Genomic DNA, 25,324 nt, shown 5'->3' on the forward strand with positions numbered 1-25,324 from the left:
ATGATCGAAAAAGCAATCTACGATTATCTCAGACAACAGAATCAAACAAAACTATTGCCCAAGGCTGTCTTATTCGACATGGACGGTGTTTTGTTTGATTCTATGAAATACCATGCGAGAGCATGGCAGGAAACATCAGAAAATCATCATTTGATCTCCACTCCGGAAGATTTCTACCTTTTTGAAGGAAGAACCGGAGAAAGTACAGTAAATGAACTATACCTCCGAACCTTCAACCGTGAAGCGACTGAAGAAGAAAAACAGACGATGTACAAAGAAAAGGCGGCATTATTCAATAAATACAATGATGGACAAGTCATAGCCGGAGCTTTCGATGTAGTACATGAAGCGATTCGTAACGGTTTGCAATGCCTGGTAGTCACAGGCTCCGGACAACACAGTTTATTTGACAAATTAAACGAAGCTTATCCCAATTGTTTTAATCGCGATTTAATGGTTACGGCATATGATGTAAAGATTGGAAAGCCGCATCCTGAACCTTATCTGATGGGATTAGCCAAAGCCGGTGTAGCGGCTAACGAAGCAATCGTTGTAGAAAATGCGCCGATGGGTGTCGAATCGGCAGTGGCGGCAGGAATATTTACGATAGCAGTAAATACAGGCCCTCTACCCGATCAGGTCTTATTAGATACCGGCGCTCATCTATTATATCCTGACATGGAACACTTAGCATCGGACTTTAATTTTTTGATAGAAACAATAAAAAAAGCGAACCCTTAATGAGTTCGCTTTTTTATTAAATCTATAAAGAATTTTCTGATTAATATACATAAGCGGCTTTATTCAGATAGTCATAGCTTTCTTGTACACTGGCTACCGGATCATTATTAGTATATTGTTCTACTTCAACATACCAATCCTTAATATTATTAGCCTTCATTTGTTCAAAGATCGGTTGGAAATTCATATTACCACTTGCTCCGATTTCTTTATCGTCTTTAATATGTATTGTTCTAAACTGACTTGGACGATTCTTTAAATAGGTCGTTGGATCTTGTCCACCTCTTGTTACCCAATAAACGTCCATCTGGAAGAACACATGATTAGGACTTACATTATCCAACAAGTAATCGTAAATTAATTGACCGTCAATTTTACGGAATTCAAAGTCATGATTGTGATATCCAAAAGCGATACTTGCAGCAGCAGTTTTATAACCTACTGTATTAAAGTAATCACAATACATCTTCAAGTCATCTAAAGTAGTCTGATCATTAACAGGCATCCACGGTTGAACCATATATTTAACGCCTAATTCATTGTGAGCTTCAATTGCCTGATCCCACCAAGCCATTACTTCTGCTTCTTTTTCTTTTGTAAAAGCCTGTCCCAAGTGAGCGCTTGTACATTTCATACCTAAGTCGTTCACCATTTTCTTAAATTCCGCAGGAGCTAAACCATAGATTTTACCATTATCGTATCCTGCCGTTTCAAGATTTTTATATCCCATCTTTGATGCAGCTTCAAGAACAGCCTTAATACCGGATTCTTTCACCATATCTCTTAAAGAATAAAGTTGAAGACCTATGTATTTAGCTGGTTTACCCGCACATGAGGATAATAATTGTGGCGCTACAAGTCCGCCTGCCAACATTAAGGAAGCACTTTTCAAAAAGTCACGTCTGTTTTGCATAGTATTGTTAAATTAAAAATTGTACCGTTAAGACAAAAATATAACTATATTTTCAGTTTTTTGTCATTTAGAGAGAATTAATTTATTATTGTGAGGATAATGACCGTTTTAGCTTCTCGGTATCAGTCATTATTTTTCAGACTTCTAATAATCTGGTAACGATAAATCAAGCAGGCTGATATAAAATAAAAACCGGCTTGTATCCAAAGTAGTCGGTATTCATGGGAAACTTCATTCAGACTTGCGCCCGACGTATTTATCCGGATGAATCCCTGAACACCGGGAGTAGAAGGGAATAAATACCCCAATATTCGCCAGAACTCCGGAATAGCCTCTTTAGGCCAGGAAACTCCGGAGATAAATAAAAGGATTACAGAAGTAAAAACAAAAACGAGCATAGGCGATTCGCGAGATGTCATGAATCCGGAAAGAGTCATGGCAAAGAATATCGACGCAGCAAGGAATGGAAGTAAGAATAAGGCTATTACACCGGGATTTCCAATTTGCGGAAAAGAAAAAAGTCTGGGAACGATCGCAATTACCCAAATACAGACTACAACATACAACACCAGATAGGACAAGGACTTCCCTAATACAATACGCAAAGTTCCTCTAAAGTGGATATCGGAAATCGGAACCAGCGTGTGGCGTTGGTTTCTCTCACGTGCTGTACCACCTAACATACCTATACCAAGTATTAACGTCTGTTGTATTACCAATATCAATATAGCAGGCACGAGAAAACTTGCAAATCCCATCTGGCTATTAAACAAAGCAACCGACTCATATGGAACCGGATCTATTTTGACAAGCTCTGTCTGACGAGAAGAAGCCGGATGTAGTTCACTTACATATTCTTTACTTAAACTAAAAGAAACTTCTGTTGCAGAAAGTAGAAATGCTTTATAGAAAAGCAGACTACTCATATCCGAATACAAGGATATCGTAGTTTGTCTGCCTGCGTTTATATCTTTACTGAATTCTGATGGAAAAGATAGAATGCCATATGCCTTCTTCTCATCTAACATCCGTTTCGCCTCATCCATATTCTTACACACGCGAACGACCTCTACATCAGGTGTGGCATTTACTCGCCGCGTAAACTCACGACTTAAAAAAGAGTCGGAATTATCTACGACAACCATCTTCGCTTCGTGCACAACTTCATTATTATAAATAAAAGCATACACCAATGGATAAGCAAAAGGAACTAAGAAAAAGAAAATCACAACACCTGTATCGCGAAAAACATTCTTCAGTTCTTCTCTCCAGATATAAAAGACATCGGCTATACCTTCCTTAACAATTTCTCTTAAATTTGTTTCATTCGCCATCTTCTTTCTCTTTTAAGGAATGTACTTCATATAAAGTAATGCTTTCTTCAAATTCTTTCCTATCAGAAACGGCAGGATCAGAAAACTAAGCAACCACAGATATTCTCCAATACTATAATAAAGATCACGTCCGTTCAAGGCTTGATCTATATAAATCAGGAAATAATGTCTCAACGGGAATAATTCAGCCAAGGCTTGTAACGTCGAGTGCATCCCCAATACCGGAAACGAAAAGCCCACAATTGAAAAAGAAATCATACCGAAAAGGCTGGCAAAACTTAATCCTAAACGTAATGTTGGTAACGTCCCAATCATAAATATTCCGACTGCCTGAGAAGCAATCACAAGAAAAAAGATAGCAGTCAGCATCGGAAACCAACCTGATTGGAGAGGGAAAGAATTAAATCCATATAATACAGCACAAATCATAAATCCTATGATTGTAAAAATCACGGTGTAGGGAAGTAATTTCCCCAATAATGATTTAAAGAGACAGCCATGTCCCATTTTTAACCATTCTTCTGCTGTACCAAGCTTTATTTCTACCCCAATACAATATACTGTCACCAAGAAAATCAGCAATTGTAATATTCCTGGAAGAATTGTATTATTTAAATAGACCGAATAATTCAGCCAGGGATTACCAAGGGCATGCGTATCAATTACTATAGGTTGCAACTGTCCCATAATCTGATCTGTCGATTTGCCTTGTGCTATGCCGGTTTGTAAACCTACAGAAGCACCGGCCAAGACAGAAATCGTCTTCATATCTCTGAACAACAGTGATGCTGCAATCAGGTACGTACCATTTGTGTAAAAAGAAAGTTTCGGTTGTTTACCAGATACGGCATCTGTTCCAAAACCTTCAGGAATATAATAAATACCATAGACCTCCCCTTTTTGCATTGCAATACGCGCTTCAGTAAAGGAGTTCATTTTTTGCGTTATCTGAGTTTGCGTAAAAGCATCTAACTGGCGCACTAAAGTACGGGATGTAGCTGTATTATCTAAATCGACCAAAGCAACAGGTAAGTTTGTCGGCAAACCGTCACGCATCAATGAGATAAAAAATACAACACTGATCGAAGGAGCTAACAGCAGACAGAAAAGATACAGCCTGTGCGATAGCAGACGCTTAATTTCTCTGACAGCAATAGCTCCAACGCCATATTTCTGCTGTCCGTAACTCATAACAGCGTATTACCTTTTTTCTTCAAAATAACAGACATACCCGGACGAAGTCCTTCTACAGTTTTTATCGGACGAGCGCGCACTTCAAAAGTTTTCACATCGTATTGTCCGGTCGTCTTTGTTGCTTTCCATGCAGCATAAGACCCCATATCCTTCATAAAATAAACTTTCATAGCTACCGGTTCATTTCCTAAAGCCGGGATAAAGCCATTCACTTCTGTTCCTATTTTTATGGCAGACAATAGATCTTCGCGAATACTGAAAGTCACCCACATGTCGTTCAAGTCTGCAATATTCATTATTGGGGCGCCTGTTCCGACTAATTCTCCGATTTCCGGGAAACGTTCAACTATTTCACCACTAATTGGAGAAAGCAATACTGATTCACTGATATAAGATTCAACCTCTGCCACAGCCCCTTCTGCACGTTCTAACGTTGCCGCTGCGGCTGCTTTATCCTCACGGCGTGCGCCTTCTTTAGCCATTTCATATTGTAAGGTTGCCGCTTTAGCCGTTGCTTCTGCTGCCTTGTAATTTGCCTCTGCTTCATCTTTTTTCTGAGCAGACATCACACCTTTTTCATAAAGATTCAAAACTCGATCAAACGATTTCTTTGCTATATCAAGTCCTGCCTGAGCCTTTTGACTAATTTCATAAGCAGCTGCGATCTCTTGTGCCCGAGCTCCTGTCATTGCTTTTTGATTCTGGGCTGCTGCCGCTGATTGCATTGCTTCAGCCTGACGAAGTTTAGCCCTTACTTCCGGAGTATCTAAAAAGACTAACGTATCGCCGGCATTTACACGGTCGCCTTCAGCTGCACGATAAGCAGCAATACGTCCCGCTAATTTTCCGGAAACACGTACTTGAGTAGCCTCAGCCTGTCCCATTATCACATCATCCGATGGTGACAAAAGAAAAAAGCCGGCAAGTGCTACCAATCCGATTACGACCAGCACGGTTATAAACGCCAGCATCATATTACTCATCGAAAACTTTTTTGTGTCGCTCATCTTTATATCTTTTAAGATTTTACTTTTCTATATCTAATTTCCCCATTGATTTCATCAAATAAACTTTTGTTAGCTTCACCTCAATCTGCGCATCAATAAGATCCGATCCGGCAGACATCCAAGCCGTTTGCGCTTCCATCAGATTCAATACAGGAATTACTCCTTCATTAAAACCAAGATTTGCATGACGAAGATTTTCTTCCGCCCTTTCCTTATTCTTCATCGAAGCACTCAATTTCTTATTCGCTTCATTTAATTTATAAGCAGATTGGGTCACTTCAAGTTCTATTTTCTCTCGGGCATCTTCTAATTCCAACCGCTTTATAGTAGTCTCCGCACGCGCAGAATTTCTTTTATGCACCCCTTCCCACCAACCGGACAAAGGAATTTTCATAGCAACTCCGACATTAAACATACCGCCAAACTCATTTTTAAATCCATTAAATGAATTCGGATTCATTACTAAATAGTTTGCTGTTAAAGCAATATTAGGTAACATATCTGCTAAGACTAAAGCTTCTTTCTTTTTATAAATACGTTCAGCCAGATTCAGGCTTTTTAATTCCATCCGATTCAAAAAGGCTTCTTCTACATTTCCTACCGGCAAATCATCCGACATAGGTAAATCGGCTAACATCTCATCAGCTAATATATAAGATTCATTCATTGGTAAACCGCAAAGCTGCGCCAATAACATTCGTGATAAAGCAAGGCCATTTGCAACTTTGGTCTGAGCCATTTCCGCTTCGTTCAAACGTACCTTAACAGAAAGTCCATCAGCATATGTCGCCACTCCTTCTTTTATCATTTCCGACACATCCGAATCCATTTTATTCAGCAACACAACATAAGAGTCTGCCAGATCTTTCTTATTGGCTAACGAAACCACCTGCCAATACACTTCGTCAGTCTTATAAATAACCTGTTGAAGTTTAAGATTATTCATTGATTCGGCCAACTCCTGCGCATATTTTGTAATTTGATTATACGAGACAATCTTCCCACCCATAAAAACAGGCTGTACTAACGACACCCCTCCTATCCATACATTTTCAATATCAAGACGGGTAGCCTCTTTAACCTGCGAGGGGATTAATGCCGACAAATCACCTAAAGCATTATAATCAACTAAATTAATATCTTTTTCATTCCACAGAAAAGTACCCGTAGCCGATAATTGTGGAAAAAACTTAGTAAAAGCAGCTTTTTTATCCGAAGATGAAATCTTTACTCGCTCACCTGCAATCTGTAGTTCTTTATTATTTTTCACAGTCAACTGCCGGCATTCCTCAAGAGTAAGTATCCTCTGAGCATTTGCAGGCACAACCAATAGAGAAAGGAATAATAGAAACAAATATTTCATGTTTATCAATCTTTTATATTAAACAATATGAGAACGTTTATTTCTCCAGAACAAAATTCTTTTTACCGATAAGATTACCATCAGCAAAAATATCTACCCGATAAGTTCCCGGAGAAAGAAATTCTTCAATATCCCAATACATGACAACCGGAAGCTCCTCTCCTTCATACTCAACAATCCTTTTCATCGAATAATTTATCTCCTTTCCTTCAAATTCGAAAACATTTGTCCGGCTTTTCACCAATATATCATCATCAGGTTTCATAATCCTTACATAGATCGTTTTTTCTCCTACCGGAGCGGTTATATTTTTGGTGACAGTAAACTTAACGACAAATTGTTCCATTTTCTTTATTCGCGTCATGGTTTTTCCTCGCGAATTTACAGGAGTAACCGTAATAGTAGCAGCATCTAACTTACTGGCTAATGTTACCCGTTCCGTCAATTTCTCTTTTTCTTTTGACAATTGCGCAGCTGTAGAAGTGGCCTGTTGGAATTTTTTCACAACCTCTTTATTCTCTTTCTTCAGCTGTTCATTGGCCGCATTTAAAGAATCTATCTGTATCACGTAGCTTCGCATAATATTCCGTAGAGTAGCCAATTCTTTCTTCAACTCATTGATCCGTTTGGAATTTGTTGCTTTTACCGTACGAAGCTCCTCTAATAGTCTTTGTACCTTAGCTTGTTCTGTAGAAAGCAAAGCAACTAAAGAATCATTACCTATCTGGAATTTATACCCTTCGTACTGCAGTGACAATTCATTATATTCATCTTCGAGCATTTCTTTATCCAAATCATATGTTTGGGTAATTTCATTAAGCTGCTCCCGTTGATGAAAAATATAATAAGCTGCTCCCGCAATAATCAGAATTAACACTACGACAGTAATGATAAGTATTGAAAGCTTATTTATCTCTTTAGCTTCTTTATTCTCCATACTCATACGTTTTTTCTATTTAAACGCACAAAGTTAAGCTTTAATCAAGTTATTAACGATAAGTATAACTTTTATTTACAAATTTTTAAAGCAATCCGAAAGAATAGCAAAGTATATGATTTTTAACAAAGAATATTATTATTACTGCATTTTTTATATTTATTATTGTATAAATAATTAAAATAACAGCCATATGAAAAAAATCATAACAATTATTATTGCCGTTTTTTGGACAGGTTACACCTTCGGTCAACAGGCACTATGGGAAAAACAAGAAATAATATCTCCTGAAATACATGCAGACCAGACAGTAACATTCCGGTTAAATGCACCTAAAGCAAACCAAGTGCAAATAACAGGAGATTTCCTTCCTGCACAAAAACAAAAAACACCATTTGGAGAAGTTGACGGACCTGGAGTTGTGGATCTGGCAAAAAACGAAAAAGGGGTGTGGGAATATACATCGCCAATTCTCAAACCGGAGTTGTACGGTTATTCATTTATCATTGACGGATTCAAAACGACGGATCCGTCTAATGTATATCTTATCCGGGATGTAGCTTCATTAACAAATGTATTCCTCATCGAGGGCGATAGGGCAAGTTTGTATAAAGTTAATGAGGTACCTCATGGAACAGTATCCCGTCGTTGGTATAATAGCCCTACTTTAGGTATTACCAGAAGAATTACCATTTACGCACCTCCCGGTTATGAAGAAAGCAGTAACAAATATCCTGTGTTTTATTTACTTCACGGTATGGGTGGTGATGAAGAAGCATGGATTGCATTAGGCCGGACAGCACAGATATTGGATAATCTCATAGCTCAAGGTAAAGCCAAACCGATGATCGTTGTTATGCCCAATGGGAATGTTGCTCAGGAAGCCGCACCCGGAGAATCGTCTTTGGGCTTTGTTAAACCAACCATGTCGTTACCCAAAACAATGGATGGAGAAATGGAAAAAAGCTTTCCTGATGTGATGAATTTTATCGAAAAGAACTACCGGACAATAGAAGAAAAATCAGCTCGGGCTATAGCAGGACTCTCTATGGGTGGTTTTCACTCTTTACATATATCTAAAGAATACCCCGAAAAATTTGATTACGTGGGTCTATTCTCTGCCGCTATTTTACCCAGAGAGGGAAGTTCTTCTCCTATATATGAGAATACGGATGAAAAATTAAAGAAACAATTTAATAACCCACCTAAACTGTATTGGATTGCTATTGGCAAAACCGATTTTCTTTACGAGGCAAATCTGGACTATCGTAAAAAATTAGACGAGAAAGGTTATAAATATGTATATTACGAAAACGAAGACGGACATATCTGGAAAAACTGGAGGATTTATCTCACGGAATTTGCCCCCATGTTGTTCAAATAAAAAGCGCTAAATTTCGACATAAAAACGTGATTTTTTCGGATCAGGCAAAATATCGGGTTGTTATGGTAATAATCCATCGTGATACGTCTATACTGCAAACTGGCATTTTAGAGACCAATGTCATCAACTCAAACTTCTTGCTCCACTTTAGTCTTACTATTCATCGAATAATTCCGGCTGAAAGCCGAGTATATATCAGCCCAACACAACGTGTTGGGTAATAGGACACCCTTCCTTTGCGGCCTGAAAGGACAGTATAAACCTACCCTAATAGTTGGGCTATAATATAGCAGGCTTTCAGCCTTAAAACCAAACTGTATAGCTTAAGTTGATGACATTGGTTTAGAGACTACGCTGAGCAGAGGCTTCCAACAAAATCAATCCCGTTCATATTCTTGATTTACAATACATTAAAATCAATCGAATAGTTTTGGTTTTTTGTGTTTTATTTTGACAAATAGATACTTTTTTCGTCCTTTTACTTACGCGTAAAAAAATGTCCATCCTTGTTTTTCGATTTATAGTATCGTTTTAGACCAATAAATATTGTATTTAGACTAAAATAGCCCGTTTTTTACCGAAAATATAAAGGTTATTTTCTGAAAAATATCCTTTATATTCAAAAAAAGAATAGAATCTTTTTCCAAAAAGAATAGGGAGATTTTATCCATTGCCTTTTTTTGTTCAATTTTGATAATTCAAAAAAAACGGGCATGCCGTATCGTGCGTTTTAAGAGTGGTTTTTCGGTGTTTGTTTTTCGGGTACATATATTGTCATTTTATTTAATAAAGCGCGTTAAAACAACGCTATTGAAGCCGACGACAATTTGTCTGAAAATGATAAATTTTGCTATTATTTTGTTTTTTATTTCACTTTTTTATATTTGCTGTCCACGATTTGTTTTAACCTATCGAGGTAATCCCATTAAAAACGACATAATCCAAGTGTAATAACAACCGGGGTATCGGACTGATCCGCTTTTTATTTTGTTGAAAATCAACGAATAAAACACCACCGAAAATATAAAGGATATAATTGCAAAAATAAAGGATATTTTTGCAATTATATCCTTTATATTTTTTCACGCGTTACTATCGGTTAAATAATGCTGATGAATATAACTTATTTTGGTTTTATTTGTTACTCTAAATAGTAAATATGTTGTATCAAAAATTATAATATGACCATGGAATACGATTTGGCTATTATCGGAGGTGGCCCTGCCGGTTATAATGCGGCCGAAAAGGCAGCTTTGGGCGGTTTGAAAACTGTTCTCTTTGAACGAAACGCTGTTGGTGGTGTTTGTTTGAACGAGGGCTGCATCCCCACGAAAACCCTTTTATATTCTGCAAAAACATTAGATAACATTAAAAGTGCCGGCAAATACGGAATTATTGCGGGTGGTGATCCATCGTTTGATTTAGACAAGATCATCAGTCGTAAAAATAAAGTTGTTCGTAAATTGACTGCCGGTGTGCGTGGAAAACTAACCTTTAGTGGTGTTGAAATTGTTCAGGGAACAGCTGTTATTACCGGAGAAGAACACGAAACGATTCATATTTCGTGTGGAGATCAGATATACAGCGTCAGATACGTTCTTGTTTGCACCGGTTCTGACACAGTGATTCCTCCTATACCGGGACTTTCTGATGTTTCTTACTGGACATCTAAGGAAGCCCTTGAATCAAAAGAATTACCGAAATCACTTGCTATTATCGGAGGTGGTGTTATAGGTATCGAGTTTGCTTCTTTCTTTAATAGTATGGGCGTAAAGGTTCATGTGATTGAAATGATGCCTGAGATTTTAGGTGCTATGGATAAAGAAACATCCGCCATGTTAAGGGCTGACTATTCCAAACGGGGAGTAAATTTCTTGTTGGAAACAAAGGTAGTTGGTGTCAGCAGTAAAGGTGTAGATGTGGAAAAAAACGGAAAGACGGAAACGATCGAAGCAGATCGTGTTTTAGTAAGCGTCGGCCGTCGTGCCGTTACGCAAGGTATTGGTCTGGAAAGTCTTAATATAGAATTACTTCGTAATGGAGTTCGGGTGAATGAATATATGCAAACAAGTCACCCTCGCGTTTATGCAGCTGGCGATATTACCGGCTTCTCCATGTTGGCACATACAGCTATTCGTGAAGGAGAAGTAGCAATCAGTCATATTCTGGGTGAAAATGATCCGATGAGCTATAGAGCTATTCCGGGTGTTGTATATACCAATCCGGAAATAGCGGGTGTAGGTAAAACAGAAGAAGAGCTGCAAGCAGAAGGAATTCCGTATAATGTATTAAAATTACCAATGGCCTACTCCGGTAGATTTGTTGCCGAAAATGAAACAGGTTCCAGTCTTTGTAAAATAATTGTCGATACTGATGAACGGATCATCGGTTGTCATTTATTGGGCAATCCGGCATCTGAACTGATCGTTCTCGCAGCAGTGGCAATCGACAATGGTGCAACGGTAGAAGAATTCAGAAAGCATGTTTACCCTCACCCGACTGTCGCTGAAATTATCCACGAAACCCTGTTTTCATAAAGCAGATGCTTTGTATTGACAACAGAACTACGGACGTTTATTTTAACCTTGCTGCTGAAGAATATCTGTTAAAGAATACGCAAAAGGATGTATTCATGCTATGGCAGAATGATCCTTGTGTGGTGATCGGGAAGCATCAGGATATTTTTGCTGAGGTAAATATTGGATTCGTAAATGAGAATAAGATAAAAATAGCCCGCCGCTATTCCGGTGGCGGTGCTGTTTATCATGATCAGGGTAATCTGAACTTCACGTTTATAGAAACCAACAAATCCGCTGATTTTGATATTTTCACCCGTAAATTGATTGATATGCTTGCGCCATTAGGCATCTCCGCTTCTACAGACGAGCGAAGGGGAATCACAATTGACGGCTTGAAGATATCAGGAAGTGCACAAAGTATTTATAAGGACAGAGTATTGTTTCACGCTACTCTTCTTTATTCATCGGATTTACAAAAGCTGGCTACATCTTTAGATACTCCTTCGGAGCAAAAACTAAAGGTTAGAAAACAAAAAACGGCTGTCAAATCAGTCAAAAGTCCAGTAACGAACGTTTTAAACCATCTTCCCTCTTCAATCGGGTTAGATGAAATAAAGAATTATATTATAAACTACTATACTGAACAAACAGAAGGAAACAAGACCGATGTTTTTAAGACTGAAGATATTGATCGTATCAACGAACTCAGAAACATAAAATATGCTACAGAAAGCTGGATTTACGACGGTAAATCCTTAAAAAAATAAAGCATAGAAAACAATCTATCTTACCTTCTTGTTCAAGAGGTACAAACTTATCTTAACACTGTAACACACAATAAATAAACGTGTGTTTATTAATTCACAATTTATGGCAACATTTGAAATAAAAATGCCCAAACTGGGCGAAAGTATTACAGAAGGCACGATCGTTTCCTGGTCGGTCAAGGTAGGTGATACTGTAAATGAAGATGATGTACTATTTGAAGTCAACACAGCAAAAGTTAGTGCGGAAATCCCCTCTCCGGTAGCCGGTAAGGTACTGAAGATATTAGCCAACGAAGGTGATACAATCGCCGTAGGAGTAGTTGTAGCTCTTATCCAGTTAGACGGTGAAGACGGAGATGAACCCGCCAACGATGAACCCGCCAATGAAACATCACCCGCAGCTGCAGAACCAACAGAAAGCACTACTCCTCCAGCTGAACCAGTAAAAAACAGTAAAGGAAGCGAAGACCGCTGGTATTCTCCGGTAGTTTTAAGTAAAGCGCAAGAAGCCGGCATAGGCAAGGAAGAGCTTGACGCAATTCCAGGCACAGGCTATCAGGGACGTTTGAGTAAAAAAGATATAGATTCTTATATCGGCAGAAAGAAAACGGGCGCTCCGGCATCTGCCCCAAAGCCCGTTCCTACTCCTCAGGCAGCAGTTGCTCAACCATCGCCTGCTCCCGTTCCTCAACCAGCCGCGCCATCTACTCCGTCCGTTCCGGTAGTAGCCGGTGCAGAAGACGAGGTAATCGCAATGGATCCCGTTCGTCGTATTATTGCCGACCGTATGACTGCGTCTAAGAAGATTTCTCCGCACGTAACGACAATCGTGGAAGTAGATATGACCAAATTGGTACGTTGGAGAGAAAAAAACAAAGATGCTTTCAAAAAACGTGAAGGCGTTAGCCTGACCTTTATGTCTCCGATTACGGAAGCAACAGCCAAGGCACTCAAAGATTTCCCAAGAATCAATTCTTCTGTGGATGGATACAATATTATTCAGAAAAAACGAATCAACATCGGTATTGCTGTTTCGTTGAACGACGGCAACCTGATTGTTCCCGTAATTAAAGATGCGGATAAACTAAGTATTAGTGGGTTAGCGGCATCTATCAGTACAGTAGCTGATAAAGCACGTAAAAACAAATTGATGCCGGATGACATTCAGGGGGGAACGTTTACAATCTCTAATTTCGGTTCGTTCAAAAGTCTGATCAGCACACCGATTATTAATCAGCCGGAAGTAGCGATACTTGGAGTAGGCGCTATCGAAAAGAAACCGGCTATAATCGAAACTCCCGAAGGCGATGTAATTGCAATACGTCATAAGATGTATTTATCGCTTTCATTCGACCATCGTGTAATTGATGGTTCTTTAGGTGGAGAATTCGTACGCCGCGTTGCTGATTATCTTGAGAATTGGAATGAGTAATACATAATAAATAAAATAAGTCATGAAGAAATACGATATAAAAACGACCGATAAGGAAACCCTGAAGAAGTGGTTTCACCTGATGACTCTCGGACGAGCGATCGACGAGAAAGCACCGGCGTACCTCTTACAATCTTTGGGATGGTCTTATCATGCTCCATATGCGGGACATGATGGCATTCAATTGGCCGTAGGGCAGGTATTCGAGAAAGGGCAAGATTTTATGTTTCCTTATTACCGGGACATGCTTACGGTTCTTTCTGCCGGACTCACTATTGAAGAGATTCTCTTAAACGGACTGTCCAAAGCTACTGATATTTCAAGTGGCGGTCGCCATATGTCTAATCACTTTGCCAAGGTAAACTGGCATATTGAAAATGTGTCTTCGGCTGTTGCCAGCCACGACACACATGCTGTTGGAGTAGCCCGTGCAATGGTTTATTACAAACATAAAGGTGTTGCTATTACATTGCACGGTGAGTCTTCCACATCGGAAGGGTATGTTTACGAAGCGATAAACGGGGCAAGTAATGAAAAACTGCCTGTTATCTTTGTAATCCAGGATAATGGTTACGGGATTTCTGTTCCCAAGAAGGATCAGACAGCCAACCGTAAGGTTGCGGACAATTTCGTCGGGATGAAAAATCTCCGGATTATTCACTGTAATGGTAAGGATGTATTCGATTCGATGAATGCCATGACCGAGGCACGTGAATATGCAATTGAAACAAGTAATCCGGTAATTGTACAAGCCAACTGTGTACGTATCGGTTCGCATTCTAATTCGGACAAACATACACTATATCGTGATGAAGACGAACTGTCTTACGTAAAGGCAGCCGACCCTTTATTGAAGTTCCGCCGTATGTTGCTTCGTTACAAACGTTTCTCAGAGAAAGAGCTCAAAGAAATCGAAGCGGAAGCCAAGAAAGAATTGAGTGTAGCAAACCGCAAGGCAATCTCTGCTCCGGATCCTGATCCGAAGACAATTCACAATTTTGTTATTCCGGAACCTTACAAACCAAAGGTATATGTAGATGGTACGCATAACAAGGACGGTGAAAAGATTAATATGGTAACCGCGATCAATGAAACGTTGAAAGCCGAATTCCGTAAAAACCCGGATACATTCTTATTCGGACAAGACGTAGCCAATCGCGATAAAGGTGGTGTGTTCAATGTATCCAAAGGTATGCAGCAGGAATTTGGTGAAAACCGGGTCTATAATGCTCCTATTGCTGAAGATTATATTGTGGGTACGGCCAACGGGATGAGTCGTTTCGATCCGAAGATACGTGTGGTAATTGAAGGCGCTGAATTTGCAGACTATTTCTGGCCGGCCATGAATCAATATGTGGAATGTACACACGACTATTGGAGAAGTAACGGACAGTTTTCTCCGAATATCACGCTTCGTTTAGCTTCCGGTGGTTATATAGGTGGCGGACTTTATCATTCCCAGAACATTGAAGGTGCTCTAACTACCCTACCGGGAGCGCGGATTGTTTATCCATCCTTTGCCGATGATGCAGCAGGCCTGTTACGCACCAGTCTTCGTTCCGAAGGACTAACGGTATTTATGGAACCTAAGGCATTATACAACGCAGTGGAAGCATCTACCGTAGTGCCCGATGACTTTGAAGTTCCGTTTGGTAAGGCAAGGATTCGTCGTTCAGGGGCTGATCTCACCTTGGTTACGTATGGTAACACTACGCATCTAAGCCTTCAGGCTGCAGAACAATTAGCAAAAGAAGGGATAGGCTCTGTAGAAGTCATAGACCTTCGTTCCCTTCTGCCTTTAGACAAAGGAACCATCTTTGAGTCAATAAAGAAGACAAGTAAAGTTCTGATTGTACATGAAGATAAAGTCTTTTCCGGATTCGGAGCAGAAGTCGCAGCGACAATTGCAGACGAAATGTTCCGTTACTTAGATGCCCCGATTCAGCGTGTAGGTTCTACCTTCACTCCGGTTGGATTCAACCCTATTCTTGAAAGAGCTATTTTACCAAATGCTGCATTAATTTATGAAGCAGCAAAGAAACAAATACAGTATTAACTTTAACAAGAACAATAAGTAAGATGAAAAAGACAGGATTATTTTATGGCGTTAACACCAAAAAGACAGCCTTGATCGGGAAAGAAATACAAGAGGCTTTCGGAGAAAACAAAGCTGACATTGTTGCCGTAGAAGAAGCCGGAAAGAAAAGTTTCGAACAATACGACAACCTGATAATAGGTGCGTCAACATGGTTTGATGGTGAATTACCCACTTACTGGGATGAATTACTTCCCGAATTAGAAAATCTAAAGATGAAAGGTAAAAAAGTGGCCATCTTCGGTTTAGGAGACCAAGAAGGGTATCCGGAAAACTTTGTTGACGGAATCGGCCTGTTGGCTGAATTTTTCGAAGCCTCTGGCGCCGAAATCGTAGGTCACACCTCCATTGAAGGATATACGTTTGAAGGTTCTCGCGCTTTACGCGACGGTAAATTCCTCGGATTAGCAATTGATCAGGAGAATCAATCCGACCTGACCGGATCACGTATTGCCGCATGGGTTAAACAGCTGAAAAAGGAGTTTAACTAAATAAACTCCTATAAAGCTTACAGCTTAAAAGAGTAGAATACAGAGGAACGCATATAGATGCTCCTCTGTATTCTACTCTTTTTTGTTTCATAGACACTATTTGACAAAAAGATATTTACTTCTCACTTTTCTCTTACAGATCAACAAAATGTCGATTTGACCGAAAATAGAATTTTATTATATCATTTTATTATTTGACCATTATTTCGTGTTTTTAATTCTTCCAAGGGATTAATTTCAAAACCAATATATATATAGACAGCTCATTCTGAACTATCTGACTTCACCTTACCTCCAAACAGTTTTTTCTAAAAATACGAACTACAATGTACATTTTCACTTTCAATAAATGTATTAAGCAGAATTTTTATTATTGACAAAAAGATATCTCAAATAGACCATTATATTATATATATATCTTTGACTCATTGAATCTTGAACAGAAACTGTTAAAATATTTACTTTTGTCTAAATCTTACTTTAAACCAAAATAAAATAACAAAAATATTGTTTAATAATTAAATAAGTGTAAATTTACCACTGGAAATAGCGTTTAAAACATCATTAGATTTTCCTTATTACTTACACGCCTTTTTCCATTCAAACTCTGTCATATTGACATTCATTATGTAGTTATCTTGTATTTATGTTAAATAAAAACTTTACGCTTAGTATTAATCAAATCGAAAAAAAAGAGTGTTTATGAAAAGATTGACTTTTCTTTTTTTATGCTTGTTAGGAAGCATAGGGATTACACTGGCTCAAACCCGAACTATTGAGGGACTTGTTCTTTCCGCAGAAGGAGAAGAGCCGGTAATTGGAGCTTCGATAGTAGTAAAAGGCACTACTATCGGTACAGTAACAAACTTCGACGGTGTTTTTACACTGAATGTACCTAATTCTGCAACGACATTAGTGGTTTCTTATTTGGGTATGAAAAGCCAGGAGGTGGCTATTCAAGCGAATTTACGCATTTTACTTGAAACAGACTCGCAAAAATTGGATGAAGTTGTTGTAACCGCAATGGGACTTAATCGCGAGAAGAAATCTTTGGGTTATGCTGTCCAGGAAGTAAAATCGGGAGAGTTGACAAAAGCCGGTGCAACAAGTCTGACCAGCTCGTTGGCAGGTAAGGTTGCCGGAGTTCAGATTAACCAGTTTGGAGGCTCTGTTGGTGCATCTTCACGTATCTCGATTCGTGGTAACTCTTCATTAAGTGCAGACCAACAGCCATTAGTCGTTGTAGATGGCGTTCCAATCGCCAATGATACTCAACGTTCTGGAGACAATACGTACAATGGCGTTGACTACGGTTCCGGCCTTAACGATATCAACCCGGAAGATATAGAGTCAATCTCGGTCTTGAAAGGTGGATCTGCGGCTTTGTATGGCATGCGTGCAGGTAACGGTGTAATTTTAATTACGACCAAATCCGGTAAAAATGCGAATGGCGTTTCTGTTTCATATGACATGAACATTACTATGGATCAAGTCGCAAATATTCCAAAACTTCAAAACTTATACGGTCAAGGTCATGACGGTGATGAATGGCACTGGAAAAACGGAAGTCATTCCGATCTGAGTTATCAGGATTATGCAACTCAATACGGTTTTGATTATTCAAAAGGGGTCAATGTTGGTTATGACGAGTCTTGGGGACCAAGACTGGACGCTGGATTGAAGATCAGTCAGTATGACAGTAATGGTGAATATGTGGATTGGGTTTCTCGCCCGAATAACATAAAAGACTTTTTCCAGACAGGTGTTTCAATGAACCACATCATATCAGTTCAGGCAAAGGGTGAAAAAGTAACAACTCGTGCATCATTGTCATTCCGCGATCAGGTAGGTACTGTGCCTAACACAGACCAGAAGAAGTATTCCGGTCAGATGAACACGGAGATTAAACTGAATAAATATATCTCGTATCTTATGAACGCCAGTTACACCCGTACACAGAGTGACAACTTAATTACTCAGGGATATGGTAACAACCCGATGAACTCTTTGATAACCTGGTCTGGCCGTCAGATCAATATGAAGACACTAAAAGCCAATTGGGACCAGAAGGATGCTCAAGGTAACTATACCTATTATAACTGGATTGATTATTATCACATGAACCCCTATTTTTCCTTATATGAAAACACGAACAGTTACCAGCGTGATCGTATATTTGGGAAATCATCATTATTTTATCAACCTTTTGAATGGCTGAAGTTTGAAGGTCGTGTAGGTTTCGACTATTACAACGCGCAGACTTTTGAAAAACACTATTTTGATCGTGGTGACTGGCCTGACGGTGGTTTCTTACAGCAAACAACCAAAAACACAGAGTTGAATACCGACTTTATTGCTTCTGTAAACAAAACATTTGGAGATATCAATCTTTCAGGTATAGTAGGAGCAAACTATAGAGATCTTACGTGGGAAACTCACGCTTTGGGAGCAACAGCTTTAACTGTTCCTGGTGTTTATACTTTGGCAAACAAATCCGGTGACGCGACAGCAACAATAGACCATAGCCACATACGTTCGAATTCAATCTATGCCAATGCTTCTTTAGGCTGGAAAAATCAACTTTATTTAGAAGCCAGCGCGCGTAACGACTGGAGTTCCACAATACATGAAGATTTCTTCTACCCTTCAGCAAGTTTGAGTTGGATTCCGACAGCATCGTTTGAAAGCATCAAAGGAGACGTCCTCTCTTTCTGGAAACTGCGTGCAGGTATCGCCGAGATCGGTAAAGCTACAAGTGCTTATCGCAATAGTTACTATTATTATGCTGAAAGTTCATCATTTAATGGTGTAGCACAAATGTATAAGAGTTACTCATACCCTAATCTCGATTTAAAACCGGAAAGTATTACTACTTGGGAAATAGGTACTGAGGTTGGTTTATTAGACGATCGCATACATTTTGATATAGCTTATTATCAGAAACAAACCAAAGATCAGATATTATCTGTTTCTACATCAAATGTAGTGGGATTCTCTTCCATGTTGGTTAATGCCGGACAGATAGACAATAAAGGGGTTGAAATCCAATTAAGAGGTGATGTGCTTCGCAGCAAAGAGGGATTGAACTGGACTTCTACTCTGAACTTTGCAAAAGACAAGAGTAAAGTTGTAAGCTTATATTCCGGTTTGGATACGTATCAGATTGGTTGGACCTGGGGTATTGCCACACAAGCACGCGTGGGTTCTACTTGGGGCGACTTGGTTGGAACCGGCTATTCACGTATAACTGAAGATGATGTGAAAGCAAATACAGCCTCTGCCGATCAAATCGGAGCAATCAAAGTAAATGCAAATGGAAAACCGACGACAGCCTCTGCTCAAGTGATCGGAAATGTCACTCCGGACTTCTTAATGGGATGGCGTCAGGATTTCAATTATAAGAATCTGGCATTCGGTTTCTTATTGGATTTACGCATTGGCGGTGATATCTGGTCTCAATCTATGTCTCACTCATATTCTGCCGGTACTGCTTATGTGACAGCTGAAAACGGAATTCGTGAAAAAGATGTTATAGGTGGTAAAGATGTTCAGACTGATGAACGTTTTGTTATGGAGGACGCAAGTGGTAACTGGGTGGAAAACACAATAAAGACAAATGCTTATACATGGTTTAATTCTTATGGCACATCCGAAACCTACGTATTCGACGGTTCGTTCCTGAAACTACGTGAAGTATATCTGTCTTATGAACTCCCAAAAGCAATATTGAACAAAACTAAATATTTCAAGAAAGCGACAGTATCATTAATCGGAACAAACCTTGCCCTGCTTTGGGTACACTCATCCAATACTTTGCGTTTGGATCCGGAAACCGGTGGTGTGTCCAGTGATAGCCGTGGTGTAGGATTCGAACAGGCATCAACTCCGGGATCACGCAGTATCGGTCTTAAATTAGGTTTAACATTTTAATTAAAAGCTGTTTGAATTATGAAAAAGATATTTAAAACATTAGCTGCAGCATCTATATTTTTCGCGACAACGGTAGGATGTACCAGCTCATTTGATGAGATCAACACAGACCCGGACGCATATTCAACTGTACCGTACACAAATATTTTCGCGGATGTTATTCGTCTAACAGCCGATCGGTTCGGAGGAGATTTGGATATTGCTCAATGGGCTGGTTATGTTTCAGAGATTCAGTATCTGAATGACTATAGTGGTTATATCCCGACAAATAACACGTATGGAAACAGATGGTATCATTGCTACTGGGGGCATGTACAATTGCAGGATATATTGGATAGGACAGCAGACGCTACTGAAGACAATAAGAATATTCGCAACGTATCTCTTTTAATGCAAAACTACCTGATGTTCATGGCTGTAGATTGTTTCGGGGATATACCTTATTCAGAAGCGTTTAAGGGTTCTCCCGAAGCCGGATCCGTATTACAGACTCCTTATGATGAACAATCTACGATTTATCCTCAGATTTTAGCCAACCTGAAAACGGTTGCTGACAGTTGGGCAGAAGGTTTAGGTACAGACGACATAGGCAGTGGCGACTTCTTGTTCAATGGCGATATTGAACAATGGCAAAAGTATTGCAATTCACTCCGTTTGCGTATTGCTATGCGTATTTCAGGTGTTTATTCAGAATCTAAATCTATCATCGAAGAGATATACAATAATCCGGACAAATACCCATATATTGACGAGACAGACGAAAATGCTTACTTCTGGTGGCAAGGTTCCGGTGATTATTACGAACGATATTATGACAACTTCCAAGACCGCGACGACGATGGTATGGCTGACATATTTATTGATCACATGAAGATGATGGAAGATCCTCGTATTGCAGTTATCGCTAAACCTGCGGTTTCGGATGGTGAATACCGCGGTTTCGAAAATGGTTCAAAGACCGACCCTGAAAATCGTGATGCCATATCTCGCATGGGAGTAAAATATCGTGAAGATCCGGATGGTTTTTCTCCATTCTATCGTGCATGCGAAAGTTATTTCATGATGGCTGAAGCCGCATTAAACGGATGGAACGTTCCAATGACGGCAAAAGAAGCCTATGAAAAAGGAGTTCGCTTGTCCATGACAGACAATGATATTACTGAAGCAAAAACAGAAGCATATCTTGCAGGTAAAGGTAAATGGGATGACACATATGCCCGCTTATACTTTGAAGAATGGGTAGCGCTCTTCAAACAAAATATTGAAGCATGGTCTCTGTATCGCAGAACCGGCTATCCTACCTACATTCACACTTCTAAAGCGGCTGATGGAGTATCTCCAAAGTATCCGGGAGCACGCTCCGCATTTAATGGCATACACAATGATGTACCTTTCCGCTTCCCATATCCAAACAACCAATATCTTTATAACAAAACGAATGTAACAGCTGCAGCTGCAAATGTAGTTGATTATGTTTGGGGTAAACAGCTTTGGTGGGATAAACGTACCGGGGTAAATTAAATTCTTTCTAATACATAAACACACATTTGAACCTTGACTTGTTGAAAGAGGGTGTCCTTTGTTCGGACACCCTTTTTAATTATCTAAAATCCAACCTGACCGGATCATACCTATAACATGGGTTAAAAACGGAAATCTGTACAATGAAAAAATTTGAATCTGTGATAAAAAAAGTTTTAAGGCGCCTGGAAACGAAAGTTGAGGCGCCTCAAAATTTTTAGAACTACTATTAATCATCAGTAGTAGTCCATACAATCCAAATGGAATTTATATGATTCGTAACCCTCAATTATTTTTATTACGTACCTTTGTTGTGAAAACATATGATTTACGTGGAGGTAAAAAATTTAGTAGAACTGTATGCCGCCCATCCTGAAGTCATGGCTTTAGGAAGTCTTTTAAAGGACAAAACATCTCGAAATATTTTTCTGAAAGGCCTGAGCGGCTCAGGTGCGGCAATGACAATAGCTTCTCTTTTCACTAAAAGAAGGGGTAGCTATGTCTGTATTTTAAATGATTTGGAAGAAGCGGGATATTTTTATCATGATTTAATGCAACTTACGGCTTCTGATGATATTTATTTCTTTCCCTCAGCTTATAAACGGGCAATTAAATATGGGCATACGGATCCGGCAAATGAAATTTTGCGGACAGAGGTATTGAGCATGTTGCAAAAGGAAAATTCCCCATTTGTTATCGTCACTTATCCGGATGCTATTGCAGAAAGGGTTATCTCCAGAGAAACACTTAGAGAAAACACGCTGCAGATCAGTGTCGGAGAAAAATTAGATAGCATTTTTGTTTCGGATGTATTAGATGAATACGGGTTTGAACAGGTAGATTATGTTTATGAACCCGGTCAGTATGCTGTTCGCGGTAGTATCTTAGATATCTTTTCGTATTCTAATGAGTATCCGTTTCGTATTGATTTTTTCGGGACTGAGGTGGAGACAATCCGTACATTTGATGTTGAAACGCAATTATCTAAAGAAAAATTAGATTCGATCTATATTATTCCTGAAATGAGTAGAAGTGGAGGTGGCAATACCTCTCTCATGGACTCGCTTCCGAAAGATACAATTTTCGGATTGTATGATTTGGAATGGTGCAAAGAACGAATAGACAGTATATATAATGAGGCTCCCATTATCGGTGATGAGGATTCTTTTTCCGACCAGGAGCAAATGCGAAAGAGATTACTCAGCGGAGATATATTTTTACGTGGCCTGTTGGATTTTAAACGTATTCATTTTGGTACACGTCCAATGGGGGTACCTGAAGCGACTATTACTTTTTCTACAGAAGCGCAACCCATCTTTCATAAGAATTTCGATCTGGTTAGTTCTTCTTTCATTAACTACATAGAGAAAGGTTACCAAATTTATATTCTAAGTGATGTAGAGAAACAAAATACCCGTATTAAAGCGATCTTTGAAGATCGTGGGGATGCTATCTCGTTTACGCCCGTCAATAAAACAATACACGCCGGTTTTGCAGATGCTTCGCTTAAGGCTTGCTTTTTCACTGATCATCAACTTTTTGATCGTTTTCACAAATTTAATTTAAAGAGCGACAAAGCAAGAAGTGGAAAGATATCTCTTTCTTTAAAAGAGTTGCACCAATTTTCTATTGGAGATTATGTGGTGCATATTGATCATGGTGTGGGACAATTCGGAGGATTGGTTCGTACAGAGATCAACGGCAATATTCAGGAGGTAATTAAATTGGTTTACCTCAACAACGACATTATATTCGTCAGCATTCATTCTCTGCATAAATTATCTAAGTATAAAGGAAAAGAAAGTGGCGAGCCGCCTAAACTGAACAAATTAGGCACAGGAGCTTGGGAACGGGTAAAGGAAAAGACAAAAAGCAAGGTCAAGGATATTGCCCGCGATCTGATTGTACTTTATTCAAAGCGTATGCAGGAAACAGGCTTCGCATATTCGCCTGACAGTTTCATGCAGCATGAATTAGAAGCCAGTTTTATTTACGAAGACACACCAGATCAGGAGAAAGCTACGGCAGAGGTTAAAGCGGATATGGAAAATAATCGCCCGATGGATCGTTTGATTTGCGGAGATGTCGGATTCGGTAAAACGGAAGTCGCTATCCGTGCAGCCTTTAAAGCAGTGTCAGATAATAAACAGGTTGCCGTATTAGTACCGACAACGGTTCTCGCGTTTCAACATTATCAGACATTTAAAGAACGACTGAAAGATTTCCCTTGTAAAATAGATTATATAAGCAGAGCTAAATCTGCAGGAACGATAAAAAAGACATTAACGGCCTTAAAAGATGGAGAAATAGACATCATTATTGGTACACACCGATTGGTTGGAAAGGATGTCAGTTTTAAAGATCTCGGATTGTTTGTTATAGATGAGGAACAGAAGTTCGGCGTTTCTGTTAAAGAAAAATTACGTCAGATGAAGAGCAATGTGGATACGTTGACGATGACAGCGACTCCTATTCCCCGAACTTTACAATTTTCGCTTATGGGTGCACGTGATCTGAGTAATATCACCACCCCCCCACCCAACAGATATCCGGTGCAAACCGAAGTAGAACGATTCAATCCCGATATTATCCGTGAGGCTATCAACTTCGAAATGAGTCGTAACGGACAGGTTTTCTTTATCAATAACAGGATACAAAACATTCATGAAATAGCGACATTGGTTCAACGTGAAGTTCCTGACGCTCGTATTTGTATTGGACACGGACAAATGGATCCGGGAAAATTAGAACAGATACTGCTTGATTTTGTAAACTATGAATACGATGTTCTGATTGCGACCAGTATTATAGAAAGTGGGATTGATGTGTCGAATGCAAATACGATCATCATTAATAATGCGCAGCATTTCGGGCTTTCCGATCTGCACCAATTGCGCGGACGCGTTGGAAGAAGTAACCGAAAAGCCTTTTGTTACCTGCTCTCCCCCCCACTCTCTTCATTAACACAAGAAGCCAGACGTCGTTTGCAAGCTATAGAGAATTTCGCTGAATTGGGTAGCGGTATTCACATTTCCATGCAAGATTTGGATATTCGCGGAGCTGGCAATCTACTCGGGGCTGAACAAAGCGGATTTGTGGCCGATCTTGGTTATGAAACGTATCAAAAGATTCTGGAAGAGGCGGTAGATGAATTAAAAACAGAAGAATTTTCCGGTCTCTACGAAACACAAGCGGACGGCAAACGCACGAGTGGTAGCGAATATGTTCGTGAAACATATATCGAAAGTGATTTGGAGTTAATGTTTCCTCCAACATATATACCAAATGACTCAGAACGTATATCTTTATACCGCGAATTGGATAATATGCAGGAAGAGCATGAGATACAATCTTTCTCGGAACGTTTGAAGGATCGTTTCGGACGTATTCCCAAAGAAGGAAAAGAGTTGATCCGGATTGTACGCCTACGACGACTTGCAAAAAAATTAGGTATGGAAAAAGTAATTATGAAGAAAGGGCAAATGAGCCTCTTCCTTGTTTCCAATACGGATAGTTCATATTATCAAAGCGAGGCGTTCGACAAGCTCCTTCGTTATATCCAATGGAATCCAAGAGGGTGTAACCTGCGGGAGCAAAACAATAAACGAAGCATTGTTATAAAGAATGTACCAACTGTAGAAACGGCTTGTGCCATTCTTGAAGAGATAGATAAAATAGAACTCAATAAATAATTGC

The 25,324-nt window shown here is 39.4% G+C and carries 17 protein-coding genes; 11 read left to right on the plus strand and 6 right to left on the minus strand.

What is annotated here, in order from left to right; genetic code table 11:
• Positions 1 to 741: an HAD-IA family hydrolase gene (locus PHT93_RS03320; RefSeq protein ID WP_300239443.1), complete on the plus strand. Its 741-nt coding sequence runs from the start codon at positions 1 to 3 to the stop codon at positions 739 to 741.
• 40 nt (positions 742 to 781) lie between these two features.
• Here the strand turns inward: PHT93_RS03320 and PHT93_RS03325 are convergent, their stop codons facing one another.
• The 6 genes from PHT93_RS03325 to PHT93_RS03350 form a co-directional block, all read right to left on the minus strand.
• Positions 782 to 1,654: a sugar phosphate isomerase/epimerase gene (locus tag PHT93_RS03325; protein WP_300239445.1), complete on the minus strand. Its 873-nt coding sequence runs from the start codon at positions 1,652 to 1,654 to the stop codon at positions 782 to 784.
• A gap of 122 nt (positions 1,655 to 1,776) precedes the next feature.
• Positions 1,777 to 2,988 (minus strand): ABC transporter permease, encoded by a 1,212-nt coding sequence (locus PHT93_RS03330; RefSeq protein WP_300239448.1) that lies wholly within the window; start codon positions 2,986 to 2,988, stop codon positions 1,777 to 1,779.
• A gap of 12 nt (positions 2,989 to 3,000) precedes the next feature.
• A complete protein-coding gene (locus PHT93_RS03335; protein WP_300239451.1) occupies positions 3,001 to 4,179 on the minus strand; it encodes an ABC transporter permease in 1,179 nt (392 codons plus the stop codon).
• Complete coding sequence (locus PHT93_RS03340) at positions 4,176 to 5,189, minus strand: HlyD family secretion protein (RefSeq protein ID WP_300239453.1); 1,014 nt, start codon at positions 5,187 to 5,189, stop codon at positions 4,176 to 4,178. The genes PHT93_RS03335 and PHT93_RS03340 overlap by 4 nt, the downstream gene beginning before the upstream one ends.
• Before the next feature lie 19 nt (positions 5,190 to 5,208).
• Entirely contained in the window at positions 5,209 to 6,552 is a 1,344-nt protein-coding gene (locus PHT93_RS03345) for a TolC family protein (protein WP_300239456.1), read from the minus strand.
• 37 nt (positions 6,553 to 6,589) lie between these two features.
• Positions 6,590 to 7,495 (minus strand): hypothetical protein, encoded by a 906-nt coding sequence (locus PHT93_RS03350; RefSeq protein WP_300239459.1) that lies wholly within the window; start codon positions 7,493 to 7,495, stop codon positions 6,590 to 6,592.
• Positions 7,496 to 7,682: 187 nt separating this feature from the next.
• Here PHT93_RS03350 and PHT93_RS03355 point away from each other — a divergent pair, with 187 nt between their 5' ends.
• The 10 genes from PHT93_RS03355 (at position 7,683) to mfd (ending at position 25,320) form a co-directional block, all read left to right on the plus strand.
• A complete protein-coding gene (locus PHT93_RS03355) occupies positions 7,683 to 8,873 on the plus strand; it encodes an esterase (RefSeq protein WP_300239462.1) in 1,191 nt (396 codons plus the stop codon).
• Between the two features lie 62 nt (positions 8,874 to 8,935).
• Entirely contained in the window at positions 8,936 to 9,094 is a 159-nt protein-coding gene (locus PHT93_RS03360; RefSeq protein WP_300239172.1) for a hypothetical protein, read from the plus strand.
• A 966-nt stretch (positions 9,095 to 10,060) separates the two neighbouring features.
• The gene (gene lpdA, locus PHT93_RS03365) at positions 10,061 to 11,410 is read left to right on the plus strand and encodes a dihydrolipoyl dehydrogenase (RefSeq protein WP_300239464.1); all 1,350 of its coding nucleotides are present in this window, start codon (positions 10,061 to 10,063) and stop codon (positions 11,408 to 11,410) included.
• A gap of 5 nt (positions 11,411 to 11,415) precedes the next feature.
• Positions 11,416 to 12,159, plus strand: a complete 744-nt coding sequence (locus tag PHT93_RS03370) for a lipoate--protein ligase family protein (RefSeq protein WP_300239466.1) — start codon at positions 11,416 to 11,418, stop codon at positions 12,157 to 12,159.
• A 103-nt stretch (positions 12,160 to 12,262) separates the two neighbouring features.
• Entirely contained in the window at positions 12,263 to 13,591 is a 1,329-nt protein-coding gene (locus PHT93_RS03375) for a dihydrolipoamide acetyltransferase family protein (RefSeq protein WP_300239468.1), read from the plus strand.
• A 22-nt stretch (positions 13,592 to 13,613) separates the two neighbouring features.
• Positions 13,614 to 15,647, plus strand: coding sequence for an alpha-ketoacid dehydrogenase subunit alpha/beta (locus tag PHT93_RS03380; RefSeq protein ID WP_300239470.1), 2,034 nt, complete (start codon positions 13,614 to 13,616; stop codon positions 15,645 to 15,647).
• Between the two features lie 23 nt (positions 15,648 to 15,670).
• Complete coding sequence (locus tag PHT93_RS03385) at positions 15,671 to 16,177, plus strand: flavodoxin (RefSeq protein WP_300239472.1); 507 nt, start codon at positions 15,671 to 15,673, stop codon at positions 16,175 to 16,177.
• 702 nt (positions 16,178 to 16,879) lie between these two features.
• On the plus strand, positions 16,880 to 20,107 hold the full coding sequence (locus PHT93_RS03390; protein ID WP_300239474.1) for a SusC/RagA family TonB-linked outer membrane protein: 3,228 nt from the start codon (positions 16,880 to 16,882) through the stop codon (positions 20,105 to 20,107).
• Between the two features lie 18 nt (positions 20,108 to 20,125).
• A complete protein-coding gene (locus PHT93_RS03395) occupies positions 20,126 to 21,628 on the plus strand; it encodes a SusD/RagB family nutrient-binding outer membrane lipoprotein (protein ID WP_300239476.1) in 1,503 nt (500 codons plus the stop codon).
• A gap of 332 nt (positions 21,629 to 21,960) precedes the next feature.
• Positions 21,961 to 25,320, plus strand: a complete 3,360-nt coding sequence (gene mfd, locus PHT93_RS03400; protein WP_300239478.1) for a transcription-repair coupling factor — start codon at positions 21,961 to 21,963, stop codon at positions 25,318 to 25,320.
• The last annotated feature ends 4 nt before the right edge of the window (positions 25,321 to 25,324 follow it).

Origin of the sequence: Massilibacteroides sp., from assembly GCF_028705895.1 — a bacterium.
GTDB lineage: Bacteria > Bacteroidota > Bacteroidia > Bacteroidales > Tannerellaceae > Massilibacteroides.